The 13269-nt window shown below is 42.3% G+C and carries 12 protein-coding genes; 4 read left to right on the top strand and 8 right to left on the bottom strand.

Annotated features, from left to right (window positions below; all coding sequences use genetic code 11):
• Positions 1-130: 130 nt before the first annotated feature.
• Genes H5114_RS15615 through H5114_RS15605 form a run of 3 tightly spaced genes read left to right on the top strand, consistent with a single transcriptional unit; the run spans position 131 to position 2652 of the window.
• Positions 131-415, top strand: a complete 285-nt coding sequence (locus H5114_RS15615) for a DUF134 domain-containing protein (protein WP_182723413.1) — start codon at positions 131-133, stop codon at positions 413-415.
• A 41-nt stretch (positions 416-456) separates the two neighbouring features.
• Positions 457-897 (top strand): transcriptional repressor, encoded by a 441-nt coding sequence (locus H5114_RS15610; protein WP_182723412.1) that lies wholly within the window; start codon positions 457-459, stop codon positions 895-897.
• Between the two features lie 45 nt (positions 898-942).
• Positions 943-2652 carry an FAD-dependent oxidoreductase gene (locus H5114_RS15605; RefSeq protein WP_182723411.1) on the top strand — a complete coding sequence of 570 codons (1710 nt, stop codon included), beginning with the start codon at positions 943-945 and terminating at the stop codon, positions 2650-2652.
• A gap of 133 nt (positions 2653-2785) precedes the next feature.
• Here the strand turns inward: H5114_RS15605 and lysS are convergent, their stop codons facing one another.
• The 6 genes from lysS to H5114_RS15575 all read right to left on the bottom strand — a co-directional run bounded on the left by lysS (position 2786) and on the right by H5114_RS15575 (position 10687).
• Positions 2786-4288 carry a lysine--tRNA ligase gene (gene lysS, locus H5114_RS15600; RefSeq protein ID WP_124017351.1) on the bottom strand — a complete coding sequence of 501 codons (1503 nt, stop codon included), beginning with the start codon at positions 4286-4288 and terminating at the stop codon, positions 2786-2788.
• Positions 4289-4342: 54 nt separating this feature from the next.
• Positions 4343-5441, bottom strand: a protein-coding gene (prfB, locus tag H5114_RS15595; protein WP_165870142.1) for a peptide chain release factor 2 whose coding sequence is annotated in 2 segments (ribosomal slippage) — positions 4343-5365 and positions 5367-5441 — 1098 coding nt in all. Because the reading frame shifts where the segments join, the coding sequence is not laid out codon by codon here.
• 351 nt (positions 5442-5792) lie between these two features.
• On the bottom strand, positions 5793-7457 hold the full coding sequence (locus H5114_RS15590; protein WP_124017349.1) for a methyl-accepting chemotaxis protein: 1665 nt from the start codon (positions 7455-7457) through the stop codon (positions 5793-5795).
• A 138-nt stretch (positions 7458-7595) separates the two neighbouring features.
• Positions 7596-8747 carry a chromate efflux transporter gene (gene chrA / locus H5114_RS15585; protein ID WP_182723410.1) on the bottom strand — a complete coding sequence of 384 codons (1152 nt, stop codon included), beginning with the start codon at positions 8745-8747 and terminating at the stop codon, positions 7596-7598.
• A gap of 322 nt (positions 8748-9069) precedes the next feature.
• Positions 9070-10146 carry a 23S rRNA (uracil(747)-C(5))-methyltransferase RlmC gene (gene rlmC / locus H5114_RS15580; protein WP_259395314.1) on the bottom strand — a complete coding sequence of 359 codons (1077 nt, stop codon included), beginning with the start codon at positions 10144-10146 and terminating at the stop codon, positions 9070-9072.
• Between the two features lie 49 nt (positions 10147-10195).
• Positions 10196-10687 carry a MarR family winged helix-turn-helix transcriptional regulator gene (locus H5114_RS15575; RefSeq protein WP_124017346.1) on the bottom strand — a complete coding sequence of 164 codons (492 nt, stop codon included), beginning with the start codon at positions 10685-10687 and terminating at the stop codon, positions 10196-10198.
• A gap of 164 nt (positions 10688-10851) precedes the next feature.
• Here H5114_RS15575 and H5114_RS15570 point away from each other — a divergent pair, with 164 nt between their 5' ends.
• A complete protein-coding gene (locus tag H5114_RS15570) occupies positions 10852-11046 on the top strand; it encodes a cytoplasmic protein (RefSeq protein ID WP_124017345.1) in 195 nt (64 codons plus the stop codon).
• Positions 11047-11177: 131 nt separating this feature from the next.
• Here the strand turns inward: H5114_RS15570 and H5114_RS15565 are convergent, their stop codons facing one another.
• Together H5114_RS15565 and mdtD are read right to left on the bottom strand one after the other, a co-directional pair.
• A complete protein-coding gene (locus tag H5114_RS15565) occupies positions 11178-11558 on the bottom strand; it encodes an STAS/SEC14 domain-containing protein (protein WP_124017344.1) in 381 nt (126 codons plus the stop codon).
• Between the two features lie 291 nt (positions 11559-11849).
• A complete protein-coding gene (mdtD, locus tag H5114_RS15560; protein WP_182723408.1) occupies positions 11850-13259 on the bottom strand; it encodes a multidrug transporter subunit MdtD in 1410 nt (469 codons plus the stop codon).
• Positions 13260-13269 lie beyond the last annotated feature (10 nt).

Below are 13269 nucleotides of genomic sequence, written 5' to 3'. Positions count from 1 at the left end.
ACCTCGTATAAAATTAAATTTTGCTGGTGAGTTCAAAGATCTGTTTATATGTTAAATCGACATAAACAATAATCTTGCATGTACAAACTAAACTCAGTATATATAGCATATGCTATAAATGAGGTGCTAAATGGCAAGACCCAAAATCCCCCGAACCATATGTGCTCAATTAGCCAATATTTGCTTTAAGCCTAATGGTATTCCTATGATGCAATTAGAGCAGGTTCCACTTGCAGAAGATGAAATTGAAGCTTTGCGCTTAGTTGACTTGCTAGGAATGCAGCAGCAAGAAGCCGCTAAGTCGATGGGAATATCCCGCCAAACCTTGGCTAACTTAGTGAAAGGAGCTCGATATAAAGTGGTTGATAGCCTTATTTATGGCAAAGCGTTGATGACAAATATATCAACTAAATAGTACACACTGGTAACACGCATTGGCGTGTTTAGGTAAGTCTAATGCAAGCAGTATTAAAAGACTCTGGCCTCAAAATAACCACACAAAGATGTAAGTTACTTGAGTTTTTAACTCAAGTCGATGAGCAGCATTTGACAGTAGAAAATATCTATCAGGGGTTAAATGCTCGGGGAGAAGCAATTGGCCTTAATTCTGTATATCGAATTATGACCCATTTTGAGCGGGCTGGCCTCGTTGTTAGACGACTATTTGAATCTGAAAGTGCCGTTTATGAACTCAATAATAAGCCCCGCCATGATCATTTACTTTGCTTAACTTGCGGTAAGTTAATTGATTTTATCGATCCCTTGATTGAGCTGCGCTTAGGGTTAGCGGCAGAGCATCACGGTATGAGTATTCATCACCATAGCCTCAATATGTATGGTTATTGCTTTAATTGCCAACATGCACTTGACAAAAAATCAGATAAACAGAAAACCTAATAAATAGTCACTTCATTATTAATCAATTTTTTCTTGGAGACAGCTATGACTAAAATAGTCATTATTGGTGGTGTTGCCGGTGGTGCATCTGCAGCAGCAAGAGCAAGACGGGTATCTGAAACGGCTGAAATCATCATGCTAGAGCGTGGCGAGTTTGTTTCATTTGCCAACTGCGGTTTGCCATACCATATAAGCGGCGAAATCGAATCGCGCGACTCACTATTACTGCAAACACCAGAAAGCTTCAAGTCACGTTTCAATATTGATGTGCGTGTATTTAACGAAGTAATTGCTATCGACAGACAAGCAAAGCAACTTAACGTACGTAACCTTATTACTAATGAAACATATCTAGAGTCTTACGATAAACTATTACTCAGTCCAGGTGCATCCCCCATTAAGCCTCCAATCAGTGGCATTAATCATCATTTTGTTCATAGCCTACGTAATATTCCTGATATGGATAAAGTGTTGTCTACCCTTTTACTGCATAAACCTAAACACGCTACCGTGGTGGGTGGAGGTTTTATTGGTTTAGAAATGGTAGAAGCGTTACGCCATCTCGGATTAGAAGTGAGCTTGCTCGAACTTGCTGACCAGGTAATGGGGCCAGTAGATATTGAAATGGCCAATATGCTGCACCAAAAGCTTGTCGATAACGGGGTTGATTTACGCTTAAAAACAGGCTTGGCCGCTGTCAATGATTGCCCTATAAAACTCTCTGAAGCCGATAATACTGATGACTACGATAAACCTCTCTCTCCCCATTACCATTTGACATTAGACTTAACAGATAACAATACCTTAGCAACAGATTTAGTCATTCTCGCCATTGGTGTAAAACCAGAAACTCGCTTGGCCTCTGAGTGCGGTTTAGTATTGGGGCCGCTGGGTGGTATGGCGGTTGATGCTGGGATGCAAACCTCTGATGCTGATATTTATGCTGTTGGTGATGCTATCGAAACAGCTGATTTTGTGACTGGTAAGCCGACACTGATCCCACTTGCAGGGCCAGCAAACCGCCAAGGCAGATTAGCCGCAGATAACATGCTCGGGGGGAAGAAATTATATCGTGCGACTCAAGGCACAGCTATCTGTAAGCTTTTTGATATGGCCATATCCTCTACTGGATTAAATGAAAAAAGTTTACTCAAGCAAGCTATTCCTTATGAAAAAATCTATGTGCACACTGCCAGTCATGCCAGTTATTATCCAGGGGCGCATCCTATTACCTTAAAATTATTATTTTGTCCTGATTCTGGCCGTATTTTAGGCGCTCAGGCCGCTGGAATTGATGGCGTAGATAAGCGTATAGACGTATTGGCCGTGGCACAACGTGCGGGCATGACAGTGTATGATTTAGCCGACCTTGAACTGACTTACGCGCCTCCTTTTGGTTCTGCACGAGATGTGGTTAACCAAGCAGGCATGGTCGCTGCCAATGTATTATTGGGTGATGAAGCTGTTTGTCATGTTCAAGATCTACATCACTTGACTGCAACACAAATGATAGTCGATGTGCGAAATCCTGGTGAATTAACTGCCGTGGGCGCAATTGAGGGGGCGATTAATATTCCGCTACCAGAACTTCGAGATCGACTCAATGAGCTCCCAAAAGACAAAGAATTACTGGTGTTCTGCCAAGTCGGTTTACGCGGGCACGTTGCCTATTGCATGCTAGTCCAGCATGGTTTTAAAGTGCGCAATCTCAGCGGCGGCTATAAGACCTACCAGATGGTTAATGCGCATTTTTAGTCCATATAAAACGCTTAAATAAATACCTCAGCTAATGTGCTTATTCTGAAAGTGATAAAACAAAAACCAGCCTGTTGGCTGGTTTTTACTTTTTTATTAGGCGACTAACTCGACGGCTAGCCGACAAGTACAATTACGCTTGTGGGCGCATCGCTGGGAATAAAATCACGTCGCGGATAGTATGAGTGTTAGTGAATAGCATCACTAAACGATCGATACCAATACCTTGACCCGCTGTTGGCGGTAAACCGTGCTCAAGTGCGGTGATGTAGTCAGCGTCATAGAACATTGCTTCGTCATCGCCTGCATCTTTAGCATCAACTTGCGCTTTAAAGCGGTTGTCTTGATCTTCAGCATCGTTCAGCTCGCTAAAGCCGTTTGCCACTTCGCGGCCACCAATGAAAAATTCAAAACGGTCGGTGATGAAGTCATTGTTATCATTACGGCGTGCTAAAGGCGAAATATCCGCAGGGTAACCAGTAATGAACGTTGGTTGCATCAGCTTAGTTTCAGCGGTTTCACCGAAAATCTCTTCTAATAACTGACCACAAGTCCAGAATTTCTCTAGCTTGATGCCTAGGCTCGATGCTAAGTCGCGCATAAACTCTACGTCTTTCACTTGCTCGTAAGTCATCGCTTGAATAGTCGCATTGTCAGGGTTGTACTTTTGAATAGCTTCTAACATGCTCAAACGTGCATAGGGGCCACCAAAATCTACTGTGTGCTCGCCGTATGGCATTTGCGCACTACCCGTTAACTCAATGGCGATTGAACTGAGCATTTCTTCAGTTAAGTCCATTAAGTCTTTGTAATCAGCATAGGCCATATAGAATTCCATCATAGTGAATTCTGGGTTATGACGTGGTGACAAACCTTCGTTACGGAAGTTACGGTTAATTTCGAATACGCGCTCAAAACCACCGACCACTAAACGCTTAAGGTATAGTTCTGGCGCAATACGCAAGTACATGGCCATGTCTAATGCATTGTGATGAGTCACAAATGGACGTGCAGAAGCACCACCAGGAATAACGTGCATCATTGGGGTTTCAACTTCCATGAACTCTTTTTTGATCATGAAGTTACGAATGGCAGAAACCACTTTAGAGCGCATAATGAACGCGTTGCGCGAGTCTTCGTTAACGATCAAGTCAACATAGCGCTGGCGATAGCGAGTTTCTTGGTCGGTTAAACCGTGGAATTTCTCAGGTAACGGACGCAATGCTTTGGTCAGTAATTGATACTCTTCCATATTAACGTACAAGTCGCCCTTGCCAGATAAATGCAGCTGACCTTTAACACCAACAATGTCACCGATGTCTAAACCTTGATAACGCTCTTTTAAATCGCCTTGGACTGGCTTACCAGCATAAGCTTGAATACGACCAGACACGTCTTGAATCACTAAAAATGGACCACGCTTAGCCATAACACGGCCTGCAATGCTGGTTTGAAAAGCGAGTTCTTCTAACGCTTCTTTGGTCTGCTCACCATATTGCGCCTGTAACTCAGCCGCTTTATGGCTACGTTGCCATGTATTTGGATGCGCATTAGCAGGACAACTGGTGCGGATGTGCTCTAATTTAGCGCGACGTTCAGCAATCAGTTTGTTTTCATCTTGTACGTGTTCAGTCATGTTATATTCTCGCGTTTACTCGCCACACTTACATGGCGGAAAAAGTTAATTTAATTAAAGTCCTGATTTTAGGCTGGCTTCAATAAACTTATCTAAATCACCATCCAGCACTGATTGAGTGTTGCGGTTCTCAATCCCTGTACGTAAATCTTTAATACGGGCGTCGTCTAATACATAAGAACGAATTTGACTGCCCCAACCGATATCTGATTTTGCATCTTCAGCAGCTTGCTTATCGGCATTTTGTTTATGCATTTCTAACTCATACAACTTCGCCTTTAACTGTTTAAAGGCAGAATCGCGGTTTTTATGTTGCGAGCGATCGTTTTGACATTGCACCACAGTGTTGGTTGGCAAATGCGTAATACGTATCGCAGAATCTGTTTTGTTGACGTGTTGGCCACCCGCGCCTGATGCACGATAAGTGTCGATACGTAAATCGGATGGATTAATATCGATCTCAATATCATCATCAATTTCTGGATAAACGAACACAGAGCAAAAAGAAGTATGGCGTTTGCCAGATGAATCAAAAGGTGATTTACGCACTAAACGGTGGACACCCGTTTCAGTTCGCATCCATCCAAAAGCATACTCACCAGTGAACTTAATCGTAGCACCTTTAATACCGGCCACATCACCGTCGGTAACTTCCATTAACTCGGGGCTAAAACCATGTGCATCGCCCCAGCGTAAGTACATGCGCAGCACCATGTTGGCCCAGTCTTGGGCTTCAGTGCCGCCCGAACCAGATTGAATATCCAAGTAACAGTTTGACGCATCACTCTTACCAGAAAACATGCGGCGAAATTCGAGATCGGCTAGACGAGTGTCTAACACCTCAAGTTCTGCAGCTGCATCGTTAAAGGTTTCTTCGTCATCTTCTTCAATGGCAAGTTCAAGTAACCCTTCGATATCTTCAAGACCTGAGTCCATATCATCAATGGTTTTGACCACGACAACCAACGCAGCGCGCTCTTTACCTAATGCTTGCGCACGTTCAGGCTCATTCCACACTTCTGGGCTTTCTAGCTCGCGACTGACTTCTTCTAAGCGCTCACTTTTGGCAGCGTAGTCAAAGATACCCCCGAAGTAGCTCAGTACGTTCAGCGAGCTCTTTAATTTTGAATTTTACCGGATTAACTTCAAACATGAATATTCAACTTAAATTTAGCAGTTAACAAAAGGTGCAACGGCGCATTTTACCTCATGATAGGCGCTAAACCTAGACCGGAAGGATGATTATTAATAAACAAATGACGAATATATTTCACTGAATCAATATCAGAAAAACCATAACCGTGAGTGTAACGACTAAATGTACGCCATATTGTTGTATAACAACTTCCACAAAAGATTGAATAAGGATTCGGTTAAGAATTAAGCCTAGGAATGGCTGACTGATAATGCTAAAAAATACCCATAATAGTGAAAAAACACTTCAGATTATGACGAAAAAAAATGAACCCTTAAGGTTCATTTTCCAACCCAATAACAGTCACTATTATATTTTAAATTGACCGACTAACTTAGAAAGCGTCGAGCCTTCATTGGCCACCGTTTTGCTCATATCAGAAGCATCTTGACTGGCCGCTAATAGCGTATTCACAATCTCTTGCACTGAATTAATATTACGATTAATTTCTTCGGTTACTGAGCTTTGTTCGGTAGCTGCTGTAGCTATTTGAGTACTCATGTCATTAATGCTGGTCACTGATGAGGTAACAGCGCCTAAACTTTCAGAAATGGCCCTAGAAGACTCAACTGAACTTAAACAACTGGCTTGGCTCTGTTCCATGGCTTGTACCGCTTTGGTGACTAACTTATGCAGTTCAGACAGCATTTCATTAATTTCGACGGTACTGGTTTGAGTGCGACTGGCTAAATTTCTGACTTCATCAGCAACCACAGCAAAGCCTCGACCTTGCTCGCCAGCTCGGGCAGCTTCAATGGCCGCATTAAGTGCCAGTAAATTGGTTTGCTCTGCAATTCCACCGATCACACTCAGCACTGAGTTAATCTTTTTCGACTGCTCACTTAATGACTTCACATTGGCGGCGGCATTGTCAATTTGGGTCATCAAATTAGACACTTCAGTTAATGATGTATCGACACAGTCTTGCGCTTTTCCGACGTTATCAGAAGCCGCATGTGTTGCTTCAGCAACCATATTAGTATTATGAGCCACATCATGAGCGGTCGCAGACATTTCAGTAATCGCGGTCACAACCTGATCAATTTCATTGTTATGATTATAAAGCTGCTCAGTCATTGACACTGTTTGACCACTAATGCTTTGCGCTGCATGTTTAACCCTATCAGTCGCCCCCGCTACATCACCAATAATATTCTGTAACTTGTCAATGAACAGGTTAAAAGCACTGCCTAACTGGCCGATCTCATCAATGCTTGTTATCTCAAGACGTTTAGTTAAATCACCCTCACCTTTGGCGATATCATTTAATGAGCTAGCCATATTTTGGATAGGCACCACCATTCTATGGGCCATAATGACTACAGCAAAAGCAGTTATCCCTGTTAAACCCAAAGCAATTAATAAAAATAAGAATGCTTTTTGATTCATCTCTTCAGTTTTATAGGTTTCATAAGCCGCAATAGACTCTTCAATATCATCAATGTAAGCGCCAGAGCCTAACATCCAATGGGTATTGGGGACCATTACCGCGAAACCGAGTTTTTCAACTAACTGTTCTCTACCAGGCTTTTTGTAATAATAAGAAAAATTACCGCTCCCGGATTTAGCGGCATCTAATAGCCCAACAATAATTTTAGTGCCATTGGGATCGGCCATGTCAATTTTGTTTTGGCCTTCAAGTTCAGGCATAGTCGGATGAAAAATATTCATCCCCGCATCATCATAGATAAAAAAATACCCTGCTGTGCCAAAACGTAAGTCTCGCAATGCCGCATTAACATTACCTTTATCACCCAAAGAGAGTTCATATTCAACGACTCCCTGGGCAATCTGAACAGATTCTTTAAGTTGATTTTTGCGTTCTGAAATTAATTCACTGCGAAAATTATCAATATCTCTTTTCAGCGATGCACCTTCGTTAACGTAAAAAATGCTCAGTAATACTGTGAGGATCAACGTTAGCGGAATTAACGATAACCCCAATAGTTTATTGCGTAATGAAGATCTCAGCATAGTGGTAGCCTTTTGAAGGTCTTTTAAGATAATAGTCTACAAATATAATAGTCTATTTATTATAAATGGTTACATTAACAAACTATGACTACTCAAAAAAGTGCGGCCTATCGCAAAACGTACAATATAATAACCGTTTTACAACATAGACAACCCACTACCCATTGCTGCAAATCCTATGACTAACCATACAAGGCTTGGCTTAAAGACTTTTAATACACTAAAACCAATAATCACTAATGCCATGTCCTGCGGCATGATGACCGCACTTGTGAATACTGGCTGATAAAGTGCTGCCAGCAATAATCCCACAACGGCAGCATTAACACCTGCTAACGCACCCGCAATTGCAGGACGTTGGCTAATGCTATGCCAGCTTTTTAACCCCACCAGCATCAGTAAAAATCCAGGAAGAAAAATTGCCAGAGTGGCAACTATCGCCCCTAAAATAGGTGACTCTAACCATAAATCAGCGCCTAAGAAAGTAGCTAGAGTAAACATGGGCCCAGGGATGGCTTGTGCAAGCGCATAACCGCTAAGAAAACGATCGGCAGTAATGTATTCGCCAACACTGGTTTCAAGTAAGGGTAAAACCACATGTCCGCCACCAAAGACTAAACTACCGACTTGGAAGAATTGTGCAAAAATTTGTCCTAGGCTATCTGGTTGATTAATAAAATATAACGATGCCACTATTACTGTAATAAATAGCCCTAACCAAACATAATTAAGCTCTATCGGAGGGTTTTCTGGCGTAATACTGTCGCCTCGAGTCATCAACATGACTCCAACAATCGCTGCCACAATTAACACCCCAATTTGCATTAATAATGACGGCATTAAAATGATGGCAACAGCTGTTGCTGCCATAAGTATTTTAGCGGTTTTTCGTTGACAGAATTGGGTGAACATTGACAAAGTTGCTTCAGCAACAACCACGACAGCGAGTAGTTTTAAACCATGGATGGCACCCGCAACAGCAGTCAACTCGAGCCATTGTGCACTGGTAACGGCAAATAAAAACATCAATAAAAAAGACGGTAAGGTAAAACCTAAAAAGGCAGCAAGACCACCTAATAGACCACCACGATGATAACCAATTGCAAAACCAACCTGACTGGAACCTGGCCCCGGCATAAACTGACTTAGGGCAACAAAGCTTGAGTACTGTTTACTGTCTAACCATTGCTGATCGTCAACAAAGACTTTTCTGAAGTAGCCTATATGCGCTGCAGGGCCGCCAAAACTGATTAGACCTAATGCTAAAAAGCGAGTAAATATTTGCCACATTGTCCGAATACCTTTTTATAGTGATTAACAATGCTATGACAATGAGATGGCATTTTTATGACAATAAAAAAATGCCCCCATCACCATACATAATACTAATATTTATCAGCAACTTATATTTTCTCGTTAGGTAGAGTCATCGTGTAGTGCTACAAAGCTTAGTTGGAGAAAATAAACATTTATCAAATAATCCATTATTCGGCTAAATCGTATTACCTCAACTTGTCAGCAATAAAAACCACCAGCTTGCGATGAAATGCCTCAAATATTCTGAGCGTGGCTTACATGCTTTATATCAACTCAACGTTGAGATTAACTCGGCCTATTGCAGCAGCTCTAACATAACCAATACCTCAAAATGATCCGTATGAGGAAACATATCAAACATTTGTACTTTGGTAATTTCATAACCCGTAATACAGGCTAAATCTGTCATTAAGGTGTGTGGATTACAGCTAGAATACACAATGGCTTTGGGCGCAAACTCGCTCAATGAATCGCATAAGGTTTTACCTAATCCTCGCCGCGGTGGGTTAACAATAATAAGATCGGGTTTGACTTCAGCTGATTGCCCTTGTGCAAAATGGGTTGAATCAAGAGCACTAAAATCCACTTGTGTCAGCCCAAGTTTGCTGGCTGACAAGATGGCACATTCTATTGCTTCTGATTCAATCTCTATACCCGTTAAGCGAATTTGATGATCAGCACAATGCAACCCAAAACCGCCGACACCACAGAATAAGTCCCAAATATAGTTAGGTGTAAACTCAGTAACCCACCCCCTTGCAATCTGATACAACTGCGCCGCAACGTCAGGATTTGTTTGAAAAAAGCTTTTTGGCCGAATAAATAACGGCACATGATTCAGTTGTTCTTCTAAGCGCGTAGTTTCGGTTAAAAAGATTTCTCTTTCACCTTCTAAAATAGCCATATGAATCGGCTGAATATTAGCCGACACTAAGGTAATTTGAGGAAATTCTTGCAGTAACTGCGGTAATTCTCGTTCAATTCGCGCGATCGCGTTATCGCTACGCAAAACAAAACGCAGCATAAACTGGCCACTACTTTGACTACGAGTCAGCAAAATAAATTTGAGCTCACCTTTGGCCTTATCGACTCGATAAGGAGGCACACCCGCTTGCTGCACAAATCGCTCTAAACGGTGTAATAACAATTGCATATCTTTAGGGTATAACGAACAATCACATAAGCTGATCGGCTCCCCTTGTGGATTAACCAATCCTAAAATAGGCTCATGAGCGGCACCTAATACCACCATTTTGGCTTTATTACGAAAGCCAGATTCTGCACTTAATATCGGTGAAAACCATTGTTTAACCGACATGTCACGAAACAAATCCGTTAATTTTTGCTGTTTTACATTTACTTGCTCAACCATTGGCAGTTGAATATTGCGGCATGACAAACAATCGCCACGCTCAAAATAGTCACATTTCACAGCTGTTTGCCTCTCCAGAATTTAACATCATAAAAGCGTGATCACACAGTTGTTTGAGTTGCTGTAAGTCCTCAATAGTGCCACCCACTTTACAGCGCATTTGCTCAGGAATACTCAAGGCTTGTTGATATAATTGTTGGCCTTGCTCAGTAACATGTAGAACACGCACACGTTCATCTAATTCACTGCGACCACGGCTCACTAAACCTTTGCTTTCTAGGCGTTTTAACAAGGGCGTTAAGGTTCCAGAATCAAGGTGTAATTTTTCACCTAAGGTTTTGACACTAATTCCTGGCTCTTTCCACAACACCATCATCACTAAATATTGCGGATAAGTTAGTGATAACTCATCTAACAATGGCCGATAGGCGCGGATCATTGCATTAGTCGCACTATACAACGAAAAACACACTTGGTTTTCAAGTGCTAGCGGGTTTTGCACTGAAGGTAATTGAGATTCATTAAGCACTTTACTAGACATAGGTCAAACTCCACTAACCACTAATATGGGTTAATCATAACATTGGTTGTGCACAACCTATAATCAAAAAAGGCATCTCGCGTTATTTTTGATAAAAAATAATCAAGTCTTTGGGTTTTCGGCCGTTATACTTATACCATTGGTTTTTTATATTAAGGTTAATCATGTCACTTAGCATTAACTCACCTTCTTCAATGCCTACAACGATTGATTCAGGCAACAGCTTGAAAGTTGCCGTTATGGCTAAAGATCAGCAAAAAGCTGAAGGGCAAATGGCATTGCAACTCATCGAAGCTGCACTAGCACCAGCGCCGCAACCCGTAGGCAACAGTGGCCATAATATTAATACAACTGCATAATTTATTTGTAGCGTCCTAAAAACCCTAGTGAATATTTTTTATATTCCTAGGGCTTTTTTACGAACGACACACTGCACAAGAAGCTCATCAATAGTCGCGACTAAAGATTGGCTTATACCTGCGATGCGAATTTAGTAACGCAGCCATTTCAATGCGTCATCTTCATCTTCGAAATATTTAATCTCGCCCGCGATAAACCAACTACCGATTTTGGCCGCCCATTCTTGCCAATTTTTATTGCCCCAAATAGCCACTCTTTCAAACTCAGATTTGTGCTTTAATCCCAGTGACAAATCATCCCAAGCAGCGCGTAAATCCCAGCCCTCAAGTTCAGTGGCGTCGAGAAATAAACTCACTTTAGGTTGATTAACTTGGCTTAAAGCCCCTTCTAACATAGGGGTAATGACGAGATAGTCTTCGTGGGTTAGTGTGCCCGTTGCTTTTAATGTCACAAAAAACACATTTTCAATTCGGTTTATGCCTATTGATAAACCATGTTTCTTCATATCCATATCGTGGCTCCTTTAACATGCGATTACACATTTAACTGCACACGCCTATCAACAACGCTTATGCATGCTTACATTTTAAGCAATTATAAAATTAAGTATGTGCAGGGGCTGCACAAAAAACAAACAGAGTGATTGTAATTAATGTCAAACAGCATCATGTATAGAGCATGATTTGGGTGACAAAACCACGTTATAAATAACAAATTCAATGCGAATCACAGGACGATTTAATTAAACAACAATAGATTGAAAATAAAGACTTTTATCAGAAAATGGCAAGATGATGTACCATTATGAATCGATTATCAAACGGCCATCGTCTTTAGATAACTGCGAAAAAATCACGGCGGCTAACATAGTCATCACCCCGACTGTCACAAAAGTGAGCTGGAACGCCCCAAGTACTGTCGCGGCGTTATCGCTACCAATATTGGCACTAAAACCACCGAGTAAAGCACCGGCACAGGCAACTCCCAAACTTAATGATAATTGCCCGACTACCGACAATAGGCTGTTACCGCTACTGGCACTAGCATCATCAAGATCGATTAAAGTCACGGCATTCATTGCGGTAAACTGCAATGAGTTAATCGCGCCCATGAAGGCCAACACGCCCAGTAACAACCAATAAGGGGTGTGCTCGTTAACTAAGCCTATGCTCGCCAGCATCAATCCCAGAGCCAGTGTATTAGCGGTTAATACAAATCGATAACCTAAACGTTCAATAATGGGACGAGCCACTGATTTGGCCATTATTGCCGCAGCAGCCAATGGCAGCATACTCATTCCCGCCTGAGATGGTGAATAACCCAAAGCGACTTGCAGCAACAATGGCACCAAAAAAGGCAATGCACCACTGCCCAAACGAGCAAACAGATTACCAAACAGACCTATAGCAAATGTTCTGGTTTGGAACAATAATGGGGAAAACAGTGGCTGATCAATTCGCCCAGCTCGAAGCCAATAGGCAATTAAGCATGCCATGCCACCAAACAACAGCAACATCACTCGCAAGTGTGGCAGATGCAGTTCACCTAATCCTTCCATAGCAACGGTAATCAACAACATCGCCGCACCAAACAACAAAAAGCCTAGGGTATCGAAACGCGACCTTTCCTTACCACGAAGGTCAGGAATAAACCTCCAAACCGCATAACACCCCACAATGCCGACAGGTAAGTTAATCAAAAAGATCCAATGCCAAGTGAGATATTGCACCATCCAACCGCCCATCACAGGACCAATTAAAGGACCGAGTAGACCGGGGATGGTGATAAAGCCCATGATCCGCACCAACTCAGAACGCGGGTACGCCCGCAGCACAACTAGCCGACCAACGGGCAGCATTAACGCACCACCCAAGCCCTGAATGACTCTAGCGCCAATTAACATGTCCAACGAATGCGACAATGCACAAAGCAATGAACCAAAACTAAACAATAGGATGGCACCAAAGAAGATTTTCTTAGTACCAAAGCGATCTGCAATCCAACCGGAAGCGGGGATCAACAGAGCAACCGTGAGCATGTAAGCGATAATGACGCCTTGCATGCGCAGCGGATCTTCGTTTAAGTCATTGGCCATTGCGGGTAAAGCGGTATTGAGGATTGTCCCGTCAAGCGACTGCATAAAAAAAGCAATGGCAACCACCCAAGGTAATCCTCGAGCAGTTTGTGCATCAAGCAGTCGACTATCGGGCATTGAACCTCCA

It is taken from the genome of Shewanella sp. SR43-8 (assembly GCF_014163775.1).
Lineage (GTDB): Bacteria > Pseudomonadota > Gammaproteobacteria > Enterobacterales > Shewanellaceae > Shewanella > Shewanella vesiculosa.
Note: the sequence above shows the minus strand (reverse complement) of the source record. Positions and strands in the feature narration are given on the sequence as shown.

Excerpts from the sequence above, each read along its gene's own strand:
- H5114_RS15575 (WP_124017346.1), bottom strand. The coding sequence starts at position 10,687 with ATGTCTAGTAAAGTGCTTAATGAATCTCAATTACCTTCAGTGCAAAAC.
- H5114_RS15605 (WP_182723411.1), top strand. The coding sequence starts at position 943 with ATGACTAAAATAGTCATTATTGGTGGTGTTGCCGGTGGTGCATCTGCA.
- H5114_RS15615 (WP_182723413.1), top strand. The coding sequence starts at position 131 with ATGGCAAGACCCAAAATCCCCCGAACCATATGTGCTCAATTAGCCAAT.
- rlmC (WP_259395314.1), bottom strand. The coding sequence starts at position 10,146 with ATGGTTGAGCAAGTAAATGTAAAACAGCAAAAATTAACGGATTTGTTT.
- mdtD (WP_182723408.1), bottom strand. The coding sequence starts at position 13,259 with ATGCCCGATAGTCGACTGCTTGATGCACAAACTGCTCGAGGATTACCT.
- H5114_RS15590 (WP_124017349.1), bottom strand. The coding sequence starts at position 7,457 with ATGCTGAGATCTTCATTACGCAATAAACTATTGGGGTTATCGTTAATT.
- H5114_RS15570 (WP_124017345.1), top strand. The coding sequence starts at position 10,852 with ATGTCACTTAGCATTAACTCACCTTCTTCAATGCCTACAACGATTGAT.
- H5114_RS15610 (WP_182723412.1), top strand. The coding sequence starts at position 457 with ATGCAAGCAGTATTAAAAGACTCTGGCCTCAAAATAACCACACAAAGA.
- lysS (WP_124017351.1), bottom strand. The coding sequence starts at position 4,288 with ATGACTGAACACGTACAAGATGAAAACAAACTGATTGCTGAACGTCGC.
- chrA (WP_182723410.1), bottom strand. The coding sequence starts at position 8,747 with ATGTGGCAAATATTTACTCGCTTTTTAGCATTAGGTCTAATCAGTTTT.
- H5114_RS15565 (WP_124017344.1), bottom strand. The coding sequence starts at position 11,558 with ATGGATATGAAGAAACATGGTTTATCAATAGGCATAAACCGAATTGAA.